We start from the raw sequence: 22,660 nt of genomic DNA on the forward strand, positions 1-22,660 counted from the left end.
CCCCGCATGGAGGACGGATCGCTGGCCCAGTGGTCCGCTCGGCGCGGCCTGATCGCGATCGCGGCATTCCTTGGCTGGTTCGGCCTGGCGGTGCAGCTGTACCTGATCCTGTTGCTGCGCTGGGATGTCGGCGCCAGCTTGCTGGGCGGCCTGGTGAACTTCTTCAGTTTCTTCACCGTGCTCAGCAATACCCTGGTGGCCAGCGTGCTGACCTGCGCCCTGAACCTGCGGGTTTCCCGCGGGCAGGCGTTCATGCTCCAACCCTGGGTCAGTGGCGCGGTGGCGGCCAGCATCGTGCTGGTGGGCCTGGCCTACAACCTGCTGCTGCGCCACTTGTGGCATCCCCAAGGCTGGCAGTGGCTGGCCGATGAGCTGCTGCACGATGTGATGCCGCTGCTGTTCCTGGCCTACTGGTGCTGCTGCGTACCCAAGGGCCGCCTGCGTTTGCGCCATGTCGGGCTATGGACGCTGTACCCGACCTTGTACTTCGCCTACCTGCTCCTGCGCGGTCACTTGCTCGGGCTCTATCCCTATCCCTTCATCGCCGTTGACCGGCTGGGGTATCCCCGGGCCGTGCTCAATGCCCTGGGACTGCTGGCAGGGTTCGTCCTGGTGTCGCTGCTATTGCTGGGGTTGGACCACTGGCTGGGGCGCCGGCATTGCGCGGGCCAGAAATGATTCGCCGGCGAGGTGCTGGGCACCTGCGCCGGCGAGGGCTTGGCGGGTGAGCGATCAGTCTTCTTCGCTGGTATCCAGGCGCCAGTAGCCGACGGCCTTGACGAACTCGTCGTCGAGCCGGTGTTCATCGAGCAGAATCCGGCGCAGTTGCCGCGAGACCTTGCTCTCGGTGGCGATCCAGGCATACAGCCGGCCTTGGGGCACTTGCAGCTCGCGCACGCAAGCATGCAGATCCTGCTGGCCGCCATCGCGTTCGACCCAGATCACTTCCACCTCGGCGGCACTGTGCAGCGCCTGGCGTTCGGCACGATCCTGGATTTCGATCACCGCCAGGACCCGGCGGCCGGCAGGCAGTTCCTCCAGGCGCCGGGCGATGGCCGGCAGGGCGGTTTCATCGCCGATCAGCAGGTAGCTGTCGAAGATATCCGGGACCACCATCGAGCCTCGTGGCCCGGCGATGTGCAGCTCCTGTCCGGGCTGGACCTGTTCGGCCCAGGTCGATGCGGGGCCGTCGCCGTGCAAGACGAAGTCGATGTCCAGCTCACCCAACTGCGGGTCGTAGCGGCGCGGGGTGTAGTCGCGCATGGCCGGCATCGGTCCGCTGTCCTTGCCCGGGCCCATGACCAGGGTTTGCAGGGCGGCTTGCTGTTCGGCGTTCTGCGGGAACAGCAACTTCACATGGTCGTCGCTGCCCAGGCTGAGGAACCCGGCCAGTTCCGGGCCGCCCAGGGTGACCCGGCGCATGCGCGGGGTGACGTCGACCACACGCAGGACCTGCAGGCGCCGGCGCTTGATCTCGTGCATGACCCGGTGAATGGACAGTTCGGGGGTGGCAGTCATTCGGCTTTCTCCTGGCTGGAAGGGGTTGCAGGACCATCGACAATGGCCTTGGCGGTGTTGTTCAGCAGATCGCGGACCCGCAGGATTTCCTCGGGGCTCCAGCGACCGTTATGCATTTGCAGGGCATGGCGCAGGTTGTGCACCGCCTCGTGGATTTCTGCCGGGCGGTCATGCCCGCGCAGCGAGCGCTTGCTGACTTCGATGCGCATGCGCACGCCATCCAGGGCAACGGCCTGCTCCTTGAGGAACAGACGACCGGTGTCGGTGGCGCTGTAGCGTTTTTTTCCGCCTTCGGCATCGCCCTGGATCATTTCGCTTTCTTCCAGGAAGGTCAGGGTCGGGTAGATCACGCCCGGGCTTGGGCTGTAGACGCCATCGAACATGGTTTCGATCTGGCGGATCAGGTCGTAGCCATGGCAAGGCTCGTCGGCGATCAACGCCAGCAACAGCAGCTTCAGGTCGCCGGGGGCGAATACCCGTGGGCCACGGCCGCCGCGCTCACGGCCGCCGCGGCGCTCGAAGCCTTCGGGGCCGTCGCCATGTCCGCGGTGATGGTGGGGGTGGTGGTGCTCTCTCATTTTCGTGCTCTCCGTTTTGGTTAAGACATAACTTAAGATATATCTTAATGCTGACGCAAGCGGTTCCGCACGACCCGGGGCCACCGTTCGTCGCGAGCGCCAGTTGGCAAAGAGAGCACGAAATACCGTGCAGCCAGCCCCGGGGTTGGCCGGCGTGGAGGGTGTCAGCGTTGCGCCAGGTTGCCCTGGCACTGGGTGCCGCTACCCGGTTGCAGGTAGGGCATGAGGATCGGCGCCATGCCCTTGAGCACCTGCACCGGCAAGGCCGAGGTGAACTTGAAGGCTTGGGCGGAGGCGCCGGGAACATAGGCGGTGAGGGTGCCGAAGTGGTGATCGCCGATGTAGAACACGAAGGTCGCGGTGCGGTTGATGGATTTGGAGCTCAGCACCCGGCCTCCGGCGCCGATGGCTTCGATGCGGTTGTCGCCAGTGCCGGTCTTGCCGCCCATGGCCAGGGGCGTGCCGTCGGCCAGCTTGAAGCTGCCGGATACCCGCTTTGCCGTGCCTGCATCCACCACCTGGGACAGGGCCCCGCGCAGCGCCGTGGCCACCTGCGAAGGCATTACCCGCTGGCCCTTGTCCGGGTCGTTGAGCAAGCGGGTTTCATAGGGTGTGCCGGCGGCGAAGTGCAGGCTGTCGATGCGCAGGGTCGGCAGGCGCACACCGTCGTTGAGAATGGTCCCCACCAGCTCGGCCAGGGCCGCTGGCCGGTCGCCGGAACTGCCGATGGCGGTGGCCAGGGACGGCACCAGGTGGTCGAACGGATAGCCCACGGCCTGCCAGCGCTGGTGGATGTCGAGGAACGCCTCGATCTCCAGCATGGTGCGGATGCGGCTGTCCCGGGCGCTGCGGTGACGGCTCTTGAACAACCAGCTGTAGACCTCCTGGCGTTCGAACTCGCTGGCCTTGACCACCTGGCTGAAGCTGGCTTCGGGGTTGTTCATCAGGTAGCCGAGCAGCCACAGGTCCAGCGGGTGGACCTTGGCGATGTAGCCCTGGTCCGGCAGGTCGTAGGCTCCAGGGCCGTAGCTGGCGTAGAGCTTGTCCAGGCGCTCGTCGGTGAGCTTCTCGCCGACCTTGGCGTTTTTCATATGGGCCCGCACGAAGCGGTTGAAGCTGTCCTGGCTGGCATCCGGTAGCAGGTAGCGATGCACCGCGGCCAGGCGGATCGCCGTGGGGTGCATGCTGTCGAGGAAGGTTTCCAGGCGCGACTGGGTGTCCTTGTTGCGGTACTTCTTCCAGAACCGCAGGAGGAACGAGGTGCCTTCGCGGTCGGCGAAGCGCGCCAGGTATTCCTGGCGCCGTGGGTTGTCATCGTCCTTGAGCAGCTCGGCGCTGGTGCTGTCGCCACCGTAGGTGCTGTAGCGCACCAGGTCGCGCATCAGGCGGATGAACGGCAGGTTGATGGATTCGCGCAGGGCATCGCGCAGGGTCGGGCTGCGCCCGTTGTCCTCGTTGCGAAAGTTGTGGAAGTGGTGCACACCGCCGCCGGTGAAGAACGCCTCGCCGGGGCTGGCGGAGTAGGTGCGATCCAGGGCGGCGTCGAGCATCTTCGGCAGGCTCTGGTCGCTGTTCTGCGCCAGGTAGTCCAGGGCCCAGCGGCTCAGGCGGTCCTGGTCGTCCACCGGGACTTTCTTCAACTGCGCCGGGGTCTGCCCGGCGTACTTGTCATGCAGCTCGGCGATGATCTGCAGGTAGGTGGTCAGCACCCGCAGCTTGGCGGTGGAGCCCAGTTCCAGCTTGCTGCCTTCGTTGATGTCGAAGGGCTGGTCGGTGCTGTCGGTTTGCACCCGCACCCGGGAGCCGTCGCCGGTGAGTTCGAACAGGGTGAAGCTGTAGCGGACCTGGGTGGTACTGGTGGGGGTGAGCAGGCGTTCGCCGAGCACTCCGACCTGGGCGGCGAACGCCGGGTCGGCCAGGTGCTTGAGGTACTCAGTGGCCTGGCGCTGCAGGTCGCTCTGCAGGGTGCTGGTGGCCGAGAGGTCGAGGCGATCCAGGTCGTACAGCGGGCGGTTGAGCAGGGCCGCCAGGCGGCTGCGGGCCACGCTGATGCCCTTGTTGGTCTCGATCGGCTGGATCGTCGGCTGTTGCTGCCAGTCGCGATAGGCCACCTTGCTGGCCAGGGCGGCGGCGCTCAGCGCCGGGTCTATGACATTGTTCTGCGCCAGCAGGCGGATATGGCTGTCGGTCAGGTCCGCCAGTTCCGTACGGCCCTTGGCCAGGTAATGGGAGGGGCGGCGCTGGGCGATCATCAACGACAGCACCTGGCGCAGGGCCAAGCCGCGCTGGGCCAGGCTGTGGCCATCGGTGCCGGTGCCGGCCAGGGCCTGGTTGACCTGGCTGAAGTCGGCGCCGTACCAGACCCGCAATCCTTCAGCCATGCCGTGCACCTCGCCATGGCCGGGGACGGCCGATAGCGGCACGCTATTGAGGTAGTCGCGGACGATGCGCTTGCGGGCCTCCAGGGTCTGCGGGCCGTCCTGATAGGCGCGCACGCTGGCGGAAATCATCTGGCGGATCTTCTCCCCGCCCGACACCGTCAGGCCATCGGGGGAATGGCGGTATTTTTCCAGCTGGGTGGCCAGGGTACTGCCCCCGGCGCTCTGGCCGGGCAGGTGCAGCAGCCGGGCTACCTGGGACCAGGCGGCCTTGGCGAAGCGCGGCCAGTCCACCGCCGGATTGGCCTGGGCCAGCTGTGGATCCAGCAGGTCGCGGTTCTCGATGAACAGCAGGCTATGCACCACCAGGGGCGGGATGCTGGCGAAGCTGGCATAGAACTGCTGCGGATACTTGAACCGGTACAGCGGCGCGGCGCGGCAATCGGTGATGGATAGCCCGGCCTGGATCTTCTCGGCATAGGGCACGAAGAGGCCGTTTTCGCTGTAGTCCATCAATGCCGGGGAGAACCGTACCTGGGACTCGATCAGGTAGCCCCGCTTGAGCAGGCGTGGGAGGAACTCGCCCAGGGCGCTGTAACCCAAGCGTCGATCGAAGGGGCCGGCGCCGGGATAGACAATCGCGTCGCTGGGGCCAGGTTGCAGGGAATAGCTCAGGTCACGGGCCAGGCTGCTGAATTCCCGGGCCTGGAACCTGGAAGTACGCATTTCGCGGCTGGCGGCAACGCCCAGGGCGACCAGGGCGATCAACAACAACAGCCAGAACAGGCGCCAGAAATAACGGCGGGGCCGGGGGCGTTCGGGCAAAGGCGCTTCGTCGTCGCTGTGGCTTGGCACTGCGGTACTGCGTGGATCGGTGTGCCCCAAAGCGCCCATAGTCGATTGATCCCTCCACAGAGATTGATCGGACTTGTCTGAAGCTTAGTCGGTGGCGGCCGGTGGTGAAGAAATTGTCAAAACGACCGTTTGGCGGGTCAGCGGGGAATCAGGTCTGCGTTCTGGCTGGTTATCCGCTCACTACCAGGGCGAGTCGTACGTTGTACCCAATAGCCAGTCGAGCCCGGATCCAGGGCTGTCGTGGGCTTGTACGCAGGGCTGCCTACCTCCCTTTGCAAACCCCTGTTATAGAGCCTTTTCCCAGGTAAATACGCCCTAGGTAGGGGCATGACGGGGCACCGGGGCTGTGCAATACTCACGCCCCTTTCCGAGTGGGGTTTGGTGGAAAAAAGCAGGGAATGCTTCTCCGTGAAAGCGGTTTTTGCCGAGATTTCTCTCTGAATTTTGCTGTTTATAGAGTGAAAAGCCCTGTGACGAGCTTTTTATACTGCGCACCCCGCTGATCTGGCAGGTTTTGTCCTACAGACGCGCCGTCCCACAAGGCCGGTCCGGTCGAGCAGGCCGCGGTTATCCGCCGCGACCTGGAAGACTCGGTGGTTCATATCCAATAACAAAATGAGGTTGTATCTCTATGCCAGTTGGCAACCAACTGCCCCACGGCGAAACCGCTCAGGGCGGCCCGCTGAAACGCGAACTCGGCGAACGGCATATTCGCTTGATGGCCCTGGGCGCCTGTATCGGCGTCGGCCTGTTCCTCGGCTCGGCCAAGGCCATCGAAATGGCCGGTCCGGCGATCATGCTGTCCTACATCATCGGCGGCCTGGCGATCCTGGTGATCATGCGCGCCCTCGGCGAGATGGCGGTGCACAACCCGGTCGCGGGTTCCTTCAGCCGCTATGCACAAGATTACCTGGGCCCGCTGGCGGGCTTCCTCACTGGCTGGAACTACTGGTTCCTGTGGCTGGTGACCTGCGTCGCGGAGATCACCGCCGTGGCGGTGTACATGGGCATCTGGTTCCCCGATGTACCGCGCTGGATCTGGGCCCTGGCGGCCCTGGTGAGCATGGGCTCGATCAACCTGATCGCGGTCAAGGCCTTCGGTGAGTTCGAGTTCTGGTTCGCCCTGATCAAGATCGTCACCATCATCGCCATGGTCATCGGCGGTGTCGGCATCATCGCCTTCGGCTTCGGCAACGATGGGGTGGCTCTGGGGATCTCCAACCTGTGGACCCACGGCGGCTTCATGCCCAACGGCGTGACTGGCGTGCTGATGTCCCTGCAGATGGTGATGTTCGCCTACCTGGGCGTGGAGATGATCGGCCTGACCGCCGGTGAAGCACGCAACCCGCAAAAAACCATTCCCAACGCCATCGGCTCGGTGTTCTGGCGCATCCTGCTGTTCTACGTGGGCGCGCTGTTCGTGATCCTGTCGATCTACCCATGGAACGAAATCGGCACCCAGGGCAGTCCCTTCGTGATGACTTTCGAGCGCCTGGGGATCAAGACCGCCGCTGGCATCATCAACTTCGTGGTGATCACCGCGGCCTTGTCGTCCTGCAACGGTGGCATCTTCAGCACCGGTCGGATGCTCTACAGCCTGGCGCAGAACGGCCAGGCGCCGGCCAGCTTCGCCAAGACCTCGGAAAGCGGCGTGCCGCGTCGCGCCTTGCTGCTGTCGATCTTCGCCTTGCTGCTGGGCGTGCTGCTCAACTACCTGGTGCCCGAGAAGGTGTTCGTCTGGGTGACCTCCATCGCCACCTTCGGCGCGATCTGGACCTGGGTGATGATCCTCCTGGCCCAGCTCAAGTTCCGCAAAGGCCTGACTGCGGCCGAGCGCGCTGGCCTCAAGTACCGCATGTGGCTGTACCCGATCAGCTCGTACCTGGCGCTGGCGTTCCTGGTGCTGGTGGTGGGGCTGATGGCCTACTTCCCGGATACCCGCGTGGCGCTGTATGTCGGCCCGGCGTTCCTGGTGCTGCTGACCGCGTTGTTCTACATGCTCAACCTGCAGCCGACCAACACCCAGCAGCAGGCCCGTTCGGCCTCCTGACCCGCGTCCCGGTGCTGTTCTCGGCGTGAGCAGCCCGGCCTGATGGCCAGGCAATGAAAAATCCGGCGTCCCGCGAGGGGCGCCGGATTTTTTTTGGCCGGGCTCAACCGCCCAGGGTGCCGCTGGTGTCGGCATCGAACACAGCCTTGGCCTGCTTGGCGGCCGGTACCAGCAGGCCGAACAGCGTGGCCTCGCTGTAGAGCTGCCGGGGTGCCAGGTTGGCGGGCGTGGGCTCGATGGGGATCAGCACTTCCTCGGCGTCGCCGTGCAGCCAGATCAGCGTCGCTTGCAGGGCCGGGACGAACAACAAGCGCAGTTCATAGGACTTGCCTTGCAGCTGCGGGGCTTGCTCGGCCAGGTTCAGGGCGCTGATGGTCGAGGCCGCCAGGGCTCCGTGGTTCAGCGCGCAGAACTCCAGCTGGCCGGTGGTTTCGGTCAGTTGGGCATCGGCGATCGAGACGCCACCGGCGAACACCAGGTAATGCCAATCGCCGGGCGTGGCCTGGGCCAGGTCCTGGCCGTTGGCCAGGTCTTCCAGGCTCAGGGTATAGCCACGAAAGGCCTGGGACAGGTTCAAGGTGGCCGGGCCGGCATTGGCGAAAGCGCGATTGATACCGAAGCCCTGGGTCTGCAGGGCCGCCTGCAGGATCGGACGCAGTTGCTGGACGCCACCGACGGGCGCCTTTGGATAAGTCAGTTGCATGCTGCCTCCTCAGTAGTTTTTCCGGGTGAAGTAGGTGTGGGTCCAGCTGCCGCCGCCGTTGTAGGTGCCGGGGAAGCTGTTCAGGGCGCGGGTCGAGTAGCCGAAGATCGAGTCGGCCACCAGTACGTAGCCGCCGTCGGTGCCGTAGATCGCCAGGAAATGCGCGCCACCGCCGTACCAGGCGCAGCGCAGGCCGACGGGGCGGCCCATACCGAGCTGGTTCTCGATGGCGGCCATCTGCATGCGATCTTCGCGCATGCCGCCGTAGCTGCCGGTGGTACGCAGGGCCGAGTCCAGGTAGCCATAGACGTTGCACGGTCCGGGCTGGCTGCAGCAGGTGCTGCGGCCCAGCTCGGCGTTGGCCACGCCGCATTGGGTCCAGGAGCCGGTGTTGTAGTAATTGCCGACCGAGGCCGACAGGGCGGCCCAGCACCAGTTGGTCTGGGTTTGCTGCTGGATGTTGAAGCTCAGGCGGGCGCCGGCCAGGGGCGCGGCCTCGGCAGCTTGAGTGATCTCGTCCAGCTCCGGGTCCAGCAGGGTGCCGGCCAGGCAGCGGGGCATGACTTGTGGATTGCCGATAGGGGGCAGGGTAGTGCTTAGCATGTTCATCCTCCGTGAATGAAAACCAGCCTCCGGCTGGTGTTCGTCGCCGCACGGGAGCGAGCGGCGTACCGGACCCGGATGCCGAGCATCGCGCCAGGCCAGCCTCGATGGCAGGCGCTGTCGGGTCTGTAATCAACCTTAGATGAAATATGCGTCAATGCAATTTAAATATGCGCTTATGCAAAACTGCCGATAAAGACGTCCCCGCTAAAGGGGACATCCGTGGTGGGGTGGGGGAAAGGCCGGGGTCATTGGCCGTCGAGGAAATGCTCGAGGGCGGCGTTGAAGAAATCGGGATCCTGGAGAAAGGCGAAATGGCTGGCATTGGGCAGTATCAACAGCCCGGCCCCGGGAATCGTCGCCGCCATGTATTCGGTGTGTTCACGCTTGATGGCTTCGTCGCGATCGCCATCGACGATCAGTACCGGCGCCTTGATCCTGGAAAGGTCGGCGTCGCTCCAGTTGGGCTGGCTGGCCCACATGTGGCTGATCTGCTCGACGAAGGCCTGGTACTCCCCGGGTGTTGGCGACAGCTTCGCGTATTCCTTGCCGGCGCGCTCGATGTAGGCGGCAAAGGTCGGATTGTTCTCCACCCCTTCCCTGACCCCGTCGGTGCGAGTGTTGGCGGCATAGGCGAAGACCTTGCCCACCCGTTGCGGATAGCGCATGGCCAGGTCCAGGCCGAGAATCGCGCCATCGCTCCAGCCGACGAAATCGGCCCGGGGGATTTTCAGCTGGTCGAGCAGGGCGACCACGTCGTCGGCCATCAGGTCGTAGCCGTAGGGGCGCGCGTCGCGGGTGCTGCGTCCATGGCCACGGCTGTCGACGCTGATCACCGTGTGCCGGGCGGCCAGGGCCTTGACCTGATGGCCCCAGTAGTCGGCATTGCCCAGGCCGCCATGTAGCAGCACCACCGGCGAACCATGGCCGATCCTGCTGTAGTAGAGGCGTATGCCATTGACCTTTGCATATCCACCCTGGGCCCCGGCCACCGGGGCTGGAGTGGGCGGCAGGGTCTGCCAGCGCTCGCTGGCGAAGGTGCTGGTGAACGACAGCAGCAGGACGAGCCCTGCAAGCAAGCGATGGGACATGGCTTTCTCCGTGGCTATGGGGTCGGCCGCTACGGGCCGTGGGTGGGCGCGCCGGGACGCCGTTGCGGGCGCACGGCTCTAAGTATCGATGATCACCAGGGTGCCCTGGCTGCCCGGGAGCACGCTGTGGACCTGCCCGGCCGGCACCAGGTACATCTGCCCGGCCTGCACCTGCACGGTGCCGCCGTCGATGCCCAGGCGCAGGCAGCCCTCGGTCACCAGCAGGCCTTCGTCGTAGTCGTGGACTTCGTCGCCGCTGGGCTGCTGGTCCATGCGCAGGACCTTGACGCAGGCCGGGCCGATCCGCCCCACCGGCGAGGATTGCCAGGGCTCGGGCAGTTGCTGGGACAACCGGTCGAATGACAGCAGGGGCATGGCGCTCTTCCTTGTGGGCCAAGGCCCGGGCCGCCAGGGGCAGGCCCGGGGGCCGCGATCAGGCCGCGGCCGGGGTGTTGGGCTCGAAGCTGTCGGCGCGGGCCAGTTGCCACATGCGCGAGTAGAACTCGCCGGTGACTTCGCCGGTCAGCAATTCGCCGGGCTTGAGGAATACATGCAGTTGGGAGAATAGCTTGATCTCGGTGGCCGACATGCGCCGTACCAGGTGCTTGGCTTCCAATTGCGAAGGGTGCTGCAGGCCGGCGGCGGCGAGCATCTCGGCCAGGGCCTTGAGGGTATTGCGATGGAAGCTGTACACCCGCTGGGCCTTGTCCGGTACCACCAGCGCCCGCTGGCGCAGGTTGTCCTGGGTGGCCACGCCGGTCGGGCACTTGTTGGTATGGCAGCTCTGCGACTGGATGCAGCCGATGGCGAACATGAAGCCGCGCGCCGAGTTGGCCCAGTCGGCACCGATGGCCAGTACGCTGGCGATGTCGAAGGCGCTGACGATCTTGCCGCTGGCGCCGAGCTTGATCTTGTCCCGCAGGTTCAGGCCCACCAGGGTGTTGTGCACGAACAGCAGGCCTTCGCGCATCGGCGCACCGATATGGTCGGTGAATTCCACCGGTGCGGCGCCGGTGCCGCCCTCCTTGCCGTCGACCACGATGAAGTCCGGAAGGATGCCGGTCTCCAGCATGGCCTTGGCGATGCCCATGAACTCCCACGGATGGCCCAGGCAGAACTTGAAGCCCACCGGCTTGCCACCGGACAGTTCACGCAACTGCTGGATGAAATGCATCATTTCGATAGGGGTGGAGAAGGCACTGTGGCTCGATGGCGAGATGCAGTCCTCGCCCATGCGGATACCCCGGGTATCGGCGATTTCCTGGGTCACCTTGTGCTTGGGCAGGATGCCGCCGTGGCCAGGCTTGGCGCCCTGGCTCATCTTGATCTCGATCATCCGTACCTGGGGGTTGCTGGCCTGGGCGGCGAAGCGCTCCGGGTCGAAGCGCCCATCGCTGGTGCGGCAGCCGAAGTAGCCGCTGCCCAGTTCCCAGGTCAGGTCGCCGCCGTGTTCGCGGTGGTAGGGGCTGATGCTGCCTTCGCCGGTGTCATGGGCGAAGTTGCCGAGCTTGGCGCCCTGGTTCAGCGCGCGGATGGCGTTGGCGCTCAGGGAACCGAAGCTCATGGCCGAGATGTTGAACACCGAGGCCGAATAGGGCTGGGTGCACTGTGGGCCGCCGACGGTGACGCGAAAGCTGTCGGGATCGCTCAGGGGCGCCGGGCGCATGGAGTGGCCGATGAACTCGAACCCCGATTGGTAGACGTCGATCAAGGTGCCGAAGGGTTTGTCCGCACTCTGGTTCTTGGCCCGCGAATAGACCAGCGAGCGCTGGGCCCGGGAGAAGGGCAGGGCGTCGCTGTCGGACTCCAGCAGGTACTGGCGGATTTCCGGGCGGATGCCTTCGACCAGGTAGCGGATGTTGCCCAGGATCGGGTAGTTGCGGCGTACGGCATGGGGACTTTGCAGCAGGTCGAAGATCCCCAGCAGGCTCAGCAGGCCGGTGACCAGGGTGAAGGGCCAGACCCAGTCATATTCGACGAAGGGCAGGCTGGCGAGGGTGAATATCACGCAGGCGGCAAAGAAGGCATAGCGGCTCAGGAGTGACAGGCTCATACGGGTTCCTTGGTTCGGACTCATCAGATCGTTTGTCGGTACTCATTCTTGTTGGAGCGCTGGTTCTTATTGTTATGTCCGGGCGCGGCGACAGGCCGGGCCGGCTATCAGGCGCCATGCACCTGAAGAAAGTTCCGCGAACAGCTGGAGCCGGGAAGCCATGCCCCAGCGTGCTGGCGCTGATTGTCTTATGGTTTTTCACCGTCTCGGTGGAAATTTCCAGCTTACGGGCGATCTCCTTGCTGGAGCAACCGCTGATCAGCCGCTCTGGCGCGGCACAGACAGGCAGCCAGGGGCTTGTTGCAATCGGTTCTCGTTTGGAAAGTTATGATATGTTATTTTATAGCGTATTGAATTCACCCAAACGCCCTGGAGGCCCCCCATGAAACCCGGTATCCATCCCGATTACCGCACCGTGCTGTTCCACGACACCGCCGCCGACGTGTTCTTCCTCATCGGCTCCACCGTGGACACCGATCGCACCCACCAGTACAGCGACGGCCAGACCTATCCCTATGTGGCCCTGGACGTCTCCAGCGCCTCGCATCCGGTGTACACCGGCCAGCAGCGCAAGACCCAGTCCGAAGGCCGTATCGCCGGTTTCAACAAGCGTTTTGCATCCTTCGGCTCCGGCGGCAAGGCCGCCAAGTGAGTGCACCGGCAGCGCCCCTCGCCACTGGCCAGGGGCGTCGCTGAACGACAGCGGGACACTGTCGCTGGATGAATGGTGTTAAAAAGCCATCATCGCAATTGGAAATTCTTCTAATCTTCAATCAGGCAGCAAGCTTCGTTGTTGCCGGCACACGCAATGATGGACGCGTGCATCAACGTTGACCCGAGGTGTCCCCATGGGTGATCCGGACGTTGTCACAGTCTCCCGCTTACCCGGGGTCCTGCTGGTGGACGCCCAGGACCTGGTCCTGCAACGCCTGCGCCAGTTGCTCAGCCCCCATCCCTATGCACTGCATTTTGCCCGGGACGCCATCCAGGCCCTGCACGTGATGGGCCACTGCGAGGTGGACCTGGTGATCAGCGCCGCCCACCTGCCGCAGATGGATGGCCCGGCGCTGCTGACGCGCATCCACCAGCAGTATCCGGACACCGCACGGATCCTGCTGACCGGTGACCCGGACCCCAGGCTCGTCGCCCGGGCCATCAACGAGGGCGAGATCTATCGCTACCTGAACAAGCCCTGGGACGACCAGGAGTTGCTGCTGGCCCTGCGCCAGGCCCTCGACCACCAGCATGCCGAGCGTGAGCGCCAGCGCCTGGGGCTTCTGGTGCGCCAGCAGAACACTGAGCTCAAGGCGCTCAACGTCCAGTTGCAAAGACGCGTCGCGGCGCGCACCGCCGAGTTGCAGCAGACCGCCGACATGCTCGACCTGGCCTACGAGGAGCTCAAGCACAGCTATGCCACCGGTGCCGAACTGTTTTCCCTGTTGGTCAACCAGCGCCTGCCTCTGGCCAAGCAGACCAATCGGCGGATCATCGAGCTGGTACGTGCCTACTGCACGATCCAGGGGTTGGATGCGATCTTCCAGCGCGACCTGGCCATGGCCGCGGCCTTGCACAACATCGGCAAATTGAGCTGGAGCGATCAGCTGATGACCACCCCGGCGGACCTGCTGCATCACCAGCAACGCGAGCGCTACCGGGCCTATCCGCAACAGAGCGAATCGCTGTTGATGACCCTGGAGCCGGTGCAGGATGCCGCGCGGCTGATCCGTCATCACCAGGAACACTGGGACGGCAGCGGTTTTCCCGATCGGCTCAGGGGCGAGGCTATCCCCCTGGGCTCGCGGGTGCTCAAGCTGGCGGTGGATTTCATCGAGTTGCAGTGCGGCCTGATCCTGGAGCGCCGCATGAACAGCGACGAGGCCCTGGTCTTCATTCGCAAGTACGCCGGGCGCCTGTACGACCCGCAGCTGGTGGAGGGTTTCATCCAGGTGTGCTCGGTGTACCTGTGCGACGTGACCCTGGGCGATCCGTCGGTCCGGGTCCTGGGTACCCGCGAATTGGCGCCGGGCATGATCCTGGCGCGCAACCTCAACGCCGACAACGGCATGTTGCTGCTCAATGCCGGCAAGGTGCTCAACCTGCCGTTGGTGGACAAGCTGATTGCCTTCGAAACCATGGAGGGCGCGCGTTACAGCGTGTTCGTCAAGCTGCCCCGGGAAGAAACCGTGGGCGCCTGAGCGACAGCGAAAGACCATTGCTCGATAGCGTCGGGAGGGCGGCACGTGTGATCCTTGCCCCTTCATTTCCAAGGTCACCCCATCGCCATGCCTGCTTCTTCTGCTGATCCTTCCATCATTCGCATCGCCGCCGCGCTGTTGATCGGCGCCGACGGCCACACCCTGCTGGTGCGCAAGCGCGGCACCCGCGCCTTCATGCAGCCTGGCGGCAAGATCGAGGCCGGCGAGCAGCCGGTGCATGCCCTGGCCCGCGAGCTGGAGGAGGAACTGGGCCTGCGCATCGACCCGGCCCAGGCCCGCTACCTGCAGCAGTTCTCGGCTCCCGCGGCCAATGAGCCCGGCCATGTGGTGCAGGCCGAGGTCTTCCTGATCCGTATCGATACCCCGGTGACTCCGGCAGCGGAGATCGAGGAGGTGCGCTGGATCGATCCGGCCGGCGACGGAGATTTGTTCCTGGCGCCGTTGACACGGGATCTGATCTTGCCGTTTTATCGCCAGTCTCAAGCGACCCTCGCCTGATCGATCACTTGCCAAGGACTGCCATGATTCCACTGCACGACTACCTGATTTTCGTCGCCGCTTCCCTGTTGATGGTGCTGACCCCCGGGCCGAACATGATCTACCTGATCTCCCGTTCGATCTGCCAGGGACGCAAGGCCGGCGTAACCTCGTTGCTGGGCGTGGTGGCGGGATTCTTCGTCCACCTGATGGCCGCCTCCCTGGGGCTCACCGCTGTGTTCATGGCGGTGCCCATGGCTTATGAGGTCCTCAAGTGGGCAGGTGCCCTGTACTTGCTGTGGCTGGCCTGGCAGGCGCTCAAGCCCGGTGCCCGGTCGCCCTTCGAGGCCCAGCAACTACCGGCCGATTCGCCGCGCAAGCTGATGACCATGGGCTTCCTGACCAGTGCCCTGAATCCCAAGATCGCCGTGTTCTACCTGTCGATCTTCCCGCAGTTCATCCACCCCGAATACGGTTCGGTATTCACCCAGAGCATCATCCTCGGCCTGACCCAGATCAGCGTGAGTTTCTCGGTGAACCTGCTGATCGCCCTGTTCGCCGCCGGTATCGCTTCCTGGTTCGCCAGCAATCCGACCTGGTTGTCGGTCCAGCGCTATTTCATGGGCTTCGTGCTGGCAGGATTGGCGGTGCGCTTGATGTTCGAACAACGTCGTGCCAACTGAACACAGGAGTAGTGCCATGACAGAGTTTTCCAGCCCCGAGGCCGTGGTCGAGGAGCAACTGCAAGCCTATAACCGCAAGGACCTGGAGGCCTGGCTGGCGACCTATGCCAGGGACGCCCGGCAATACGAGCATCCGGCGACCTTGCTGGCCCGTGGTCATGAAGAGATCCGGGCCCGGGCGCAACTGCGCTTCCAGGAGCCCAACCTGCACGCCCGGCTGGTGCAGCGCTCGGTGATGGGCAATGTGGTCATCGATCATGAACTGATCAGCCGCACCTTCAGCGACGGCACCGGAACCCTGGAAACCGTAGCCATCTATGAAGTGCAGGACGGCAAGATAAAGTCCGCCTCATTCATCACCGGACAGAAGAGCCTCGATTGAACATGCAGATCCAGCGCCTGGTCCCGGAGGATGTCGAGCAGTACCGGGCCTTGATGCTCGAAGCCTACGACCGCCATCCCGAGGCATTCACCTCCAGTGTCCGCGAGCGGGAAAAACTGCCCCTGACCTGGTGGGCCGCGCGCCTGGATGGCGAGTTGGACGTGCTACTGGGGGCCTTCTGCGATGGGCGCCTGGTGGGGGTCGTTGGCCTGGCCTTCGAGCTGCGCGAAAAAGCCCAGCACAAGGCGACGCTCTTTGGCTTGTACGTCACCGCCCAACAGCGCAGCAGCGGCCTGGGCCTGCGCCTGGTGCAGGAGCTGCTGGCCGAAGCCGCGGAATACGAAGGCGTGCGCCTGGTGCAACTGACGGTGACGGCGGGCAACGACTCGGCGCTGGCCTTGTACCAGCGCTGCGGTTTCGTCCAGTACGGCCTCGAACCCCTGGCGGTGCGAGTGGGGGATGACTACTTCGACAAGATCCACATGTGGTACCGACTGCCGGAGCAAGGCTGAGCCGCCACCGGCAGTTTCGGGCAATCAACGCACCGCACTGACCCCGTCGAGGGTCGAGAACGAAGTGTCCTTGGCGGTCAGCAGGAAATCACGCATATAGGGCGCGTCCAGCATATCGGCGCGAATCGCCGCGTACAGGGTGGCGAACAGGCCCTTTTCCCCCAGCCGCTTGGCCTTCACATAGCCCCGCGAGCTGTATTCATGCAGCGCCCAATGGGGCATGCCGCACACGCCGCGACCGCTGGCCACCAGCTGCATCATCATCACCGTCAGTTCCGAGGTGCGCACCTGCGCCGGCTCGATGTCCGCCGGCTCCAGGAAGCGGGTGAAGATGTCCAGGCGATCGCGCTCCACCGGATAGGTGATCAGAGTTTCGCTTCGCAGGTCTTCGGGAACTACGTAGGGCTTGCCCGCCAGCGGGTGCTGGTTGGCGACCGCCAGCATGGCCTCGTAGGTGAACAGCGGCACGTAGGTGATCCCGGCCAGGTCCACCGGGTCGGAGGTTACCACCAGGTCCAGGTCGCCACGGGCCAGGGCCGGCAGCGGGGCGAAGGAAAAGCCCGAAGCCAGGTCCAGCTCCACCTCAGGCCAGGCGTCGCGAAACTGGTCGATGGTCGGCATCAGCCACTGGAAGCAGCTGTGGCATTCGATGGCCATGTGCAGGCGCCCGGCGGTGCCGCCGGCCAGTCGCGACAGGTCGCGTTCGGCGCCCCGCAGCAGTGGCAGGGTCGCGTCCGCCAGTTGCAAGAGGCGCAGGCCGGCGCTGGTGAAGCGTACCGGCTTGGTCTTGCGCACGAACAGCGGCATGCCCAGGCGCTCTTCCAACTCCTTGAACTGGTGGGACAGGGCGGACTGGGTCAGGTGCAGGCGTTCGGCGGCTTCGACCAGGCTGTCGGCTTCGCGCAAGGCGTGCAGGGTCTTCAGGTGACGGATCTCGAGCACCGGGCTCTCCATGAATGAATTTACTGATAAGTGCGAAGGCTGGTGAGTTTGTCTCATGTTCAAGGGGCTGTCGACCACTGGCGCCGCTTTATCCGGGGTTTTGCCCCATGCCGTTCCGGCGGGCACGACCGTCGGGGCAATCTTCATCAAATTGTCACGCAACTGTGGCAGCGCGAATCATCGAACTTCATCAGACTCGCGCTCCACTGGGGTTCTGCGTTTCGGTGTTTTCCATGCGGGCAAGATTTCTTTCAGGTTGTCTCTTGCTGGCCGGGCTATTGCTCGGCCAGTTTGTTTTTGCGTCCGGGCGTTGCGACGTCGATGTGGCGACCCAGCGGGTCGACCTGCCACAGGTGAGCCTGGCGTACCAGAGCATCGGCCGGGCTTCGGATCCGGCCCTGCTGCTGGTCATGGGCCTGGGCGGGCAGTTGATCCATTGGCCGGACGAGGTGGTGGTCGCCCTGTGCCAGCAAGGCTTCCGGGTGATCCGCTATGACAACCGCGACGTCGGCCTGTCCACCTGGCGCCAGGCGCCGGCCAGCGCCAACCTGACGCTCGAAGTGCTGCGCTACAAGCTCGGCCTGCCAGTGGCCGCGCCCTACACCCTGACCGACATGGCCGATGATGCCCTGGGGCTGATGGATGCCCTGCATGTGGAGCAGTTCCATGTGCTGGGGGCGAGCATGGGCGGGATGATCGCCCAGCACCTGGCGGCGATGGCTCCGCAGCGGGTCGAGAGCCTGACCCTGGTGATGACCAGTTCCGGCGCCGAAGGCCTGCCGGCACCCAACGCGGCGCTGGTGCAGTTGCTGTCGCGGCGCAATGCGCCCAACCGGGAGGCGGCCCTGGAACAGCAGGCGGACTTGCTGGCGGCCCTGGGCAGCCCCAAGGTGCATGACGATCGCCAGGTATTGCTGCACCAGGCGGCGCTGGCCTATGACCGGGCGTTCAATCCCGAGGGGGTCAAGCGCCAGATCATGGCGATCCTCGCCGAGCCGAGCCGGGTGACCATGCTCAAGCAATTGCGGGTGCCGACCCTGGTGGTCCATGGCACTGCCGATCCGTTGCTGCCGGTGATGCATGGGGTGCATCTGGCCGCGCATATCCAGGGCAGCCAGTTGAAGCTGATCCCGGGGCTGGCCCATCGTTTCCAGGAAGCGTTCAAGGCGCCACTGCTGGCGGCGGTGCTGCCGTACCTGCAAAGCCATCGCGAAGATACGTCGCACTGGGCGCAGATCGAGCCGCTGGAAGTGGGGCGCATGCTCTGAGCCAAGCCTCAAGCGGATAGATTTTCGCTAGCGGCTTGTCGCTGTTCGCGTCAGCGAACGATCTTGTCCACCTGGATCCCGAGTTTCTTCAGGCGATACCAGAAGCTGCGTTCGGAGATGCCGATCATCTGGGCGGCGGCGGCCTGGACGCCGTTGCTCTGGTGCAGGGCCGCGAGGATGTAGGCCTTTTCCACTTCGGCCAGGGCAGCGTCCAGATCGCTGGGCACTTGCGGCCCGACGTTGAGAGCGACGCTGGCGGCTCCCTCCTCGGCACGGGTATCGAACAGGTAGCCCGGCAGGTCGCTTTCCTCGATGGTCTGGCCGGTGGCGACGATGGTCGCCCGCTCCACGCAGTTCTGCAGCTCGCGGATATTGCCCGGCCAGTTGTAGTTGGCCATGGCCTGCAAGGCCTGGGGACTGAAGCCAGTGATGCGCTTGCCGGCGGTGGCCCCCAGGCTGTGGGCGAAATGCCGGGCCAGCGGGCCGATGTCCTCGACGCGCTCGCGCAGGGCCGGCAAGGGAATGGGGAACACATTGAGGCGGTAGTACAGGTCTTCGCGAAACTCCTTGTCGGCCACCGCTTGCAGCAGGTCCTTGTTGGTCGCGGCGATCACCCGCACATCGACCTTGCGCTCCCGCGGATCGCCCACCGGCTCGATCACCCGCTCTTGCAGCGCGCGCAGGATCTTGGCTTGCAGGGCCAGGGGCATGTCGCCCACTTCGTCGAGGAACAACGTGCCCTTGTCCGCCTGCTGGAAGCGCCCGACCCGATCGGCCACGGCGCCGGTGAAGGCGCCCTTGCGATGGCCGAACATCTCGCTTTCCAGCAAGCCTTCGGGGATGGCCGCGCAATTGACCGCGACGAATGGTTTGCCAGCGCGATTGCCGTGCTTGTGGATGGCCCGGGCGACCATTTCCTTGCCGGTGCCGCTTTCGCCGGTGAGCAGGATGGTGGCATTGCTCTCGCGGACCGAGTCCACCGCTTGCAGCACCTGGCGAAAGGCCGGGCTGTCGCCCACCAGGCTGTCGATCTGCTGGTGCTCCTCAAGTTCGGCGCGCATGCGCTGGTTGTCCTTGAGGATGTCGCGAAACTGCAGGGCCTTGCTGACGGTGATGTCCAGCTCGTCGATGTCGAAAGGCTTGGCGATGTAGTCGTAGGCGCCGTTGCGCATGGACTGCACGGCGTTCTTCACGGTGCTGTAGGCGGTCATCACGATCACCGGCAACTGCGGGTAGCGCTGCTTGATCTCGCCCAGCAACTGCGGGCCGTCCATGCCGGGCATGCGCCAGTCGCTGATCACCAGGTCGATGTCCTCCTGTTCCAGCACCTTGAGCGCGTGCAGGCCGTTGCCCGCGGTGAACACCTGGATGCCGTTCTGGCCCAGGGCCGAGGACAGCAGGTCACAGAGCTTGGGTTCGTCGTCGACCACCAACAGGTTATGCGTCATCGCGGTCCTCATCATCCTCGTCGTCTTCACCATTGGCCGGAATGTACAGGCTGAAGGTGGCGCCGGCATCCTTTTCGCTGGCGCATTCGATGTGGCCGTCATGACTTTCCAGGATCGAATAGACCTTGGCCAGGCCCAGGCCGGTACCCGAGGCCTTGGTGGTCACGAACGGCGTGAAGATGCGCTCCAGCATGTCCGGCTCGATGCCCTGGCCGGTATCGCCGATGCTGATGATGGTTTCGTCCTCCTGCTGGGCGATGCCCAAGGTCAGGCGGCCGCCTTCGGGCATGGCGTCGATGGCATTGAGGATCAGGTTCAGGCAGGCCTGCTTGAGCTGGCGGGCGTCGGCGTGGATGGTCGCGCCCGGGGCCAGGTCCTCGATGCGTGCGTCGATGTTGTGGGTCGCCAGTTCCGGGCCGCAGAACCCCAGCAGTTCCTCGAGCAGGGGCCGCGCCGGCTGGGTGGCGCGGATCGGTGCGCTGGGCTTGGCGAAGTCGAGGAACTCGGTGATCAGGTCGTTGATCCGGCTGACTTCGCTGATCACGTATTCCAGGTGGCGCTTGTCGTTCTCGGGCAGGTCGGCCCGGCGGTGCAGCAGTTGGGTGGCGGTCTTGATGATGCCCAGCGGATTGCGGATCTCGTGGGCCAGGCCCATGGCGACTTCGCCCAGGGCATGCAGGCGGTCACGGCGGCGCAGTTGCCCCTCCAGGTGTTGCAACTTGCCCAGGCGCTCGGTCATGTGGTTGAAGGTGCTGCTCAGTTCCGCCAGCTCGTCGCCGCCGATCACCGGCACCCGTTGCCGGTAGTCGCCGCTGATCACCGCCTGTACGCCCTTGGACAAGCCCCGCAGGGGCCGGGTCAGGCGTTGCGACACCAGCCAGCCGACGCACAGCGAGGCCGCCGAGCTGAGGAGGAAGATCAGGATGAACAGGTTGCTCTGGTTGACCAGGCCCACCAGGCTGCTGTGGCGCAGCAGGCCGCTGAAGATCACTCCCACCAGGTCGCCGCTGTCGTTGAAGATCGGCCGGTACAGTCCGCTGTAGCGGCTGGTGAACTGCTCGGTGGGTTGGCGCGTGGTGCGCAGGATGTCCTCGATCCGGTGCGGTACCCGTGGCGGGTGGTCCTCGAAGCGCTGGGTGGCGAAGATTTCCGAGAAGTCGTCGGCCTTGGCCAGGTACAGGCGCAGGTCCAGGGAGTGCACGTCGGCCACGCTGGTGAGGAAGCTGGCGTCCAGGTAGGTGGCGATCAACAACTGGTAGTCGACGCCGTCGAGGTTGGTCTGGAAGGTCGAGACCACCACGCCGGTGGCCGCACCGCCGACCTGGATGGTCTGCAACACGGCGTTGGAGGCGGTGCTGATCTGCCCGACCACATCGTCGGCGGCGGTGGTGAACATCACCTTGTGGTCGCTCTTGCGAATCAGCGCCACTACATCGATGCCCATGGAATCGGCGATATCGGCGGTGAGCTTGTCATGCTTGGCTGCGTTGCGTTCCCCCGGGGGCCGGGTGTAGCGCAGGAACAGCTGGGCGATCCGGGCGTTGTCGCGCAGGATCTCGGTGATCTCGTCCTCGACGATTTTGGTGGATTCCTGCAGCCAGATCCGTACGTTGCTGTCGAAGATTTCCGACAACGTGGTGGCTGCCAGCTCGGCGGCGATCATGGTGGGAATCACGCTGACCAGCCAGAACGCCAGCACCAGCTTGCGCTGCAGGCTCCAGCGGGAGATGGCGAAGGGGCGGGGAGGACGACGATCTTTTCTGGTCATGTACTTTCGCTTATTGCAGCGGCCATGGCGGGGTCGGAGCGATCCGGGCGGACAAAGCGTTTTATCACCTTCAGCAACGCGTTGAGCAAGGGATTGCGGTGGCGGAAAAACAGCATGTTAGCGGTGAAGCGACAGCCCAGGCGCAATTTGCTCGCATAACCGGCCTGGCCGCACTCGTACAACGGGATGCGCTGCTGGATGCAGTAGTCGACGTTGGCCAGCCAGCTGCGAAAATACAGGTTGTAATCGCGGGTGACATCCAGGTCGTGGGCGAAGAACTTGTCGATCAGCCGATGCTGGTCGATGAGCACCAGGTTGAACGCCACCAGTTGCTCGCCGACCCAGTACAGGACGCAGGCGGCCCGTTCACCCAGCTGTTCGAGGATGCCGGTGAAGTACTCCGCCGGCAGGCGTTCGAACTGCAGGTCGGCGCGGTTCAGGGTCGCCTCGTACAGGCGCATGATGTCCGGTAGCACGTCATCGATCCGCTGCCGCCACTCGATGCGCGGCGCCGGCGCCCGGAGCTTGCGGCGCAGGTCCTTGCGGGTGGACTTGCCCAGGGTGCCCAGGTAGGCGTCGATGGAGGCGAAGGGTATCGGCAGCAGGGCGCTGGGCAGGCTCGGCATCGCCTGCAGCCCGGCGGCCAGGCAACTGGCGGCCCATTGCCGGTCGTGGCTGGCGGCGTCCTTGACCGCCATCAGGCCGATGCCGAAGCTGTCGGCGTCGGCCCGGGCCAGCTTCAGCAACTCGTCCAGCAGGGCTTGGCGGCGTTCGGCCGGTACATGGCTGGCGGTGCCGACATTGCACTGTTCGGCCACTGGCGAGCCGATGGCGTACAGGCGCAGTTGCAGGACCCCGGGCCATTGGCGTTCCAGGCGCTCGGTAAAGCGCTTGGCCAGCCCCGAAACCGTGGTGTCGAGCCGGTACTGGGTGGTGAAGGCCGGCGCCACCGCCACCAGGGTCGATCCCTCGTAGACCGCCAGGTAGCGCCAGCGGAAATCGGCGATGGCGGCTTTTTCCACGGCCAGGTAATAGTCCCAATCCTCCAGGGCCCCTGGAAAACAGTCGTTCCAGGCACTGCGTTCGATGGCCTGTATGGTTGAAAAGGCTTGGGCGGTAATCACGTCTCGTCCTT

General features: G+C 64.7%; 21 protein-coding genes and 1 pseudogene. 9 read left to right on the forward strand and 13 right to left on the reverse strand.

Annotated elements, in window-relative coordinates; translation table 11 throughout:
* The first annotated feature begins 6 nt into the window (after positions 1 to 6).
* Positions 7 to 678, forward strand: a complete 672-nt coding sequence (locus tag GDH07_RS18330) for a Pr6Pr family membrane protein (protein ID WP_022640649.1) — start codon at positions 7 to 9, stop codon at positions 676 to 678.
* A 54-nt stretch (positions 679 to 732) separates the two neighbouring features.
* Here the strand turns inward: GDH07_RS18330 and GDH07_RS18335 are convergent, their stop codons facing one another.
* The 3 genes from GDH07_RS18335 to GDH07_RS18345 form a co-directional block, all read right to left on the reverse strand.
* Entirely contained in the window at positions 733 to 1,518 is a 786-nt protein-coding gene (locus GDH07_RS18335) for a siderophore-interacting protein (protein WP_152898460.1), read from the reverse strand.
* Entirely contained in the window at positions 1,515 to 2,096 is a 582-nt protein-coding gene (locus tag GDH07_RS18340) for a PadR family transcriptional regulator (RefSeq protein ID WP_022640647.1), read from the reverse strand. The genes GDH07_RS18335 and GDH07_RS18340 overlap by 4 nt, the downstream gene beginning before the upstream one ends.
* A gap of 164 nt (positions 2,097 to 2,260) precedes the next feature.
* Entirely contained in the window at positions 2,261 to 5,368 is a 3,108-nt protein-coding gene (locus GDH07_RS18345; RefSeq protein WP_152898461.1) for a transglycosylase domain-containing protein, read from the reverse strand.
* 592 nt (positions 5,369 to 5,960) lie between these two features.
* Between GDH07_RS18345 and GDH07_RS18350 the strand changes: the two genes are divergently transcribed.
* A complete protein-coding gene (locus GDH07_RS18350) occupies positions 5,961 to 7,379 on the forward strand; it encodes an amino acid permease (RefSeq protein WP_022643468.1) in 1,419 nt (472 codons plus the stop codon).
* Between the two features lie 103 nt (positions 7,380 to 7,482).
* Here GDH07_RS18350 and GDH07_RS18355 read toward each other — a convergent pair whose 3' ends face one another.
* The 6 genes and pseudogenes from GDH07_RS18355 to GDH07_RS18380 all read right to left on the reverse strand — a co-directional run.
* Positions 7,483 to 8,082: a hypothetical protein gene (locus GDH07_RS18355; protein ID WP_152898462.1), complete on the reverse strand. Its 600-nt coding sequence runs from the start codon at positions 8,080 to 8,082 to the stop codon at positions 7,483 to 7,485.
* A gap of 9 nt (positions 8,083 to 8,091) precedes the next feature.
* On the reverse strand, positions 8,092 to 8,685 hold the full coding sequence (locus GDH07_RS18360) for a papain-like cysteine protease family protein (RefSeq protein ID WP_152898463.1): 594 nt from the start codon (positions 8,683 to 8,685) through the stop codon (positions 8,092 to 8,094).
* A gap of 248 nt (positions 8,686 to 8,933) precedes the next feature.
* The gene (locus tag GDH07_RS18365) at positions 8,934 to 9,776 is read right to left on the reverse strand and encodes an alpha/beta fold hydrolase (protein ID WP_152898464.1); all 843 of its coding nucleotides are present in this window, start codon (positions 9,774 to 9,776) and stop codon (positions 8,934 to 8,936) included.
* A gap of 78 nt (positions 9,777 to 9,854) precedes the next feature.
* Positions 9,855 to 10,151, reverse strand: a complete 297-nt coding sequence (locus tag GDH07_RS18370) for a cupin domain-containing protein (protein ID WP_152898465.1) — start codon at positions 10,149 to 10,151, stop codon at positions 9,855 to 9,857.
* A gap of 58 nt (positions 10,152 to 10,209) precedes the next feature.
* Positions 10,210 to 11,829 carry an FMN-binding glutamate synthase family protein gene (locus GDH07_RS18375; RefSeq protein WP_022643463.1) on the reverse strand — a complete coding sequence of 540 codons (1,620 nt, stop codon included), beginning with the start codon at positions 11,827 to 11,829 and terminating at the stop codon, positions 10,210 to 10,212.
* 163 nt (positions 11,830 to 11,992) lie between these two features.
* Positions 11,993 to 12,091 (reverse strand): annotated as a pseudogene (locus tag GDH07_RS18380) (LuxR C-terminal-related transcriptional regulator); the annotation flags it as partial.
* A 120-nt stretch (positions 12,092 to 12,211) separates the two neighbouring features.
* On the opposite strand from GDH07_RS18380, the gene GDH07_RS18385 reads away from it, so the two are divergent.
* The 6 genes from GDH07_RS18385 (at position 12,212) to GDH07_RS18410 (ending at position 16,099) form a co-directional block, all read left to right on the forward strand.
* The gene (locus GDH07_RS18385; RefSeq protein WP_152898466.1) at positions 12,212 to 12,481 is read left to right on the forward strand and encodes a type B 50S ribosomal protein L31; all 270 of its coding nucleotides are present in this window, start codon (positions 12,212 to 12,214) and stop codon (positions 12,479 to 12,481) included.
* A 196-nt stretch (positions 12,482 to 12,677) separates the two neighbouring features.
* Complete coding sequence (gene nosR / locus GDH07_RS18390) at positions 12,678 to 14,024, forward strand: response regulator c-di-GMP phosphodiesterase, NosR family (protein WP_152898467.1); 1,347 nt, start codon at positions 12,678 to 12,680, stop codon at positions 14,022 to 14,024.
* Between the two features lie 87 nt (positions 14,025 to 14,111).
* Positions 14,112 to 14,543 (forward strand): NUDIX hydrolase, encoded by a 432-nt coding sequence (locus tag GDH07_RS18395; protein ID WP_053131715.1) that lies wholly within the window; start codon positions 14,112 to 14,114, stop codon positions 14,541 to 14,543.
* Between the two features lie 23 nt (positions 14,544 to 14,566).
* Positions 14,567 to 15,205, forward strand: coding sequence for a LysE family translocator (locus GDH07_RS18400; protein ID WP_022643459.1), 639 nt, complete (start codon positions 14,567 to 14,569; stop codon positions 15,203 to 15,205).
* A 16-nt stretch (positions 15,206 to 15,221) separates the two neighbouring features.
* Positions 15,222 to 15,587 (forward strand): nuclear transport factor 2 family protein, encoded by a 366-nt coding sequence (locus tag GDH07_RS18405; protein ID WP_152898468.1) that lies wholly within the window; start codon positions 15,222 to 15,224, stop codon positions 15,585 to 15,587.
* A gap of 2 nt (positions 15,588 to 15,589) precedes the next feature.
* Positions 15,590 to 16,099: a GNAT family N-acetyltransferase gene (locus tag GDH07_RS18410; RefSeq protein ID WP_031321378.1), complete on the forward strand. Its 510-nt coding sequence runs from the start codon at positions 15,590 to 15,592 to the stop codon at positions 16,097 to 16,099.
* Positions 16,100 to 16,123: 24 nt separating this feature from the next.
* Here the strand turns inward: GDH07_RS18410 and metR are convergent, their stop codons facing one another.
* The gene (gene metR, locus GDH07_RS18415; protein WP_085595091.1) at positions 16,124 to 17,041 is read right to left on the reverse strand and encodes a transcriptional regulator MetR; all 918 of its coding nucleotides are present in this window, start codon (positions 17,039 to 17,041) and stop codon (positions 16,124 to 16,126) included.
* Between the two features lie 233 nt (positions 17,042 to 17,274).
* On the opposite strand from metR, the gene GDH07_RS18420 reads away from it, so the two are divergent.
* Positions 17,275 to 18,309, forward strand: a complete 1,035-nt coding sequence (locus GDH07_RS18420) for an alpha/beta fold hydrolase (RefSeq protein ID WP_053131711.1) — start codon at positions 17,275 to 17,277, stop codon at positions 18,307 to 18,309.
* A 50-nt stretch (positions 18,310 to 18,359) separates the two neighbouring features.
* On the opposite strand, the gene GDH07_RS18425 is transcribed toward GDH07_RS18420, so the two are convergent.
* Genes GDH07_RS18425 through GDH07_RS18435 form a run of 3 tightly spaced genes read right to left on the reverse strand, consistent with a single transcriptional unit; the run spans position 18,360 to position 22,649 of the window.
* Complete coding sequence (locus tag GDH07_RS18425) at positions 18,360 to 19,757, reverse strand: sigma-54-dependent transcriptional regulator (protein ID WP_053131708.1); 1,398 nt, start codon at positions 19,755 to 19,757, stop codon at positions 18,360 to 18,362.
* Positions 19,747 to 21,525 (reverse strand): sensor histidine kinase, encoded by a 1,779-nt coding sequence (locus tag GDH07_RS18430; protein ID WP_152898470.1) that lies wholly within the window; start codon positions 21,523 to 21,525, stop codon positions 19,747 to 19,749. Before GDH07_RS18430 ends, GDH07_RS18425 begins: the two co-directional genes overlap by 11 nt.
* Positions 21,522 to 22,649, reverse strand: a complete 1,128-nt coding sequence (locus GDH07_RS18435; RefSeq protein WP_343038284.1) for a GNAT family N-acetyltransferase — start codon at positions 22,647 to 22,649, stop codon at positions 21,522 to 21,524. Before GDH07_RS18435 ends, GDH07_RS18430 begins: the two co-directional genes overlap by 4 nt.
* Between the last annotated feature and the right edge of the window lie 11 nt (positions 22,650 to 22,660).

The organism is Pseudomonas piscis (assembly GCF_009380155.1).
In the GTDB taxonomy this organism is placed as follows: domain Bacteria; phylum Pseudomonadota; class Gammaproteobacteria; order Pseudomonadales; family Pseudomonadaceae; genus Aquipseudomonas; species Aquipseudomonas piscis.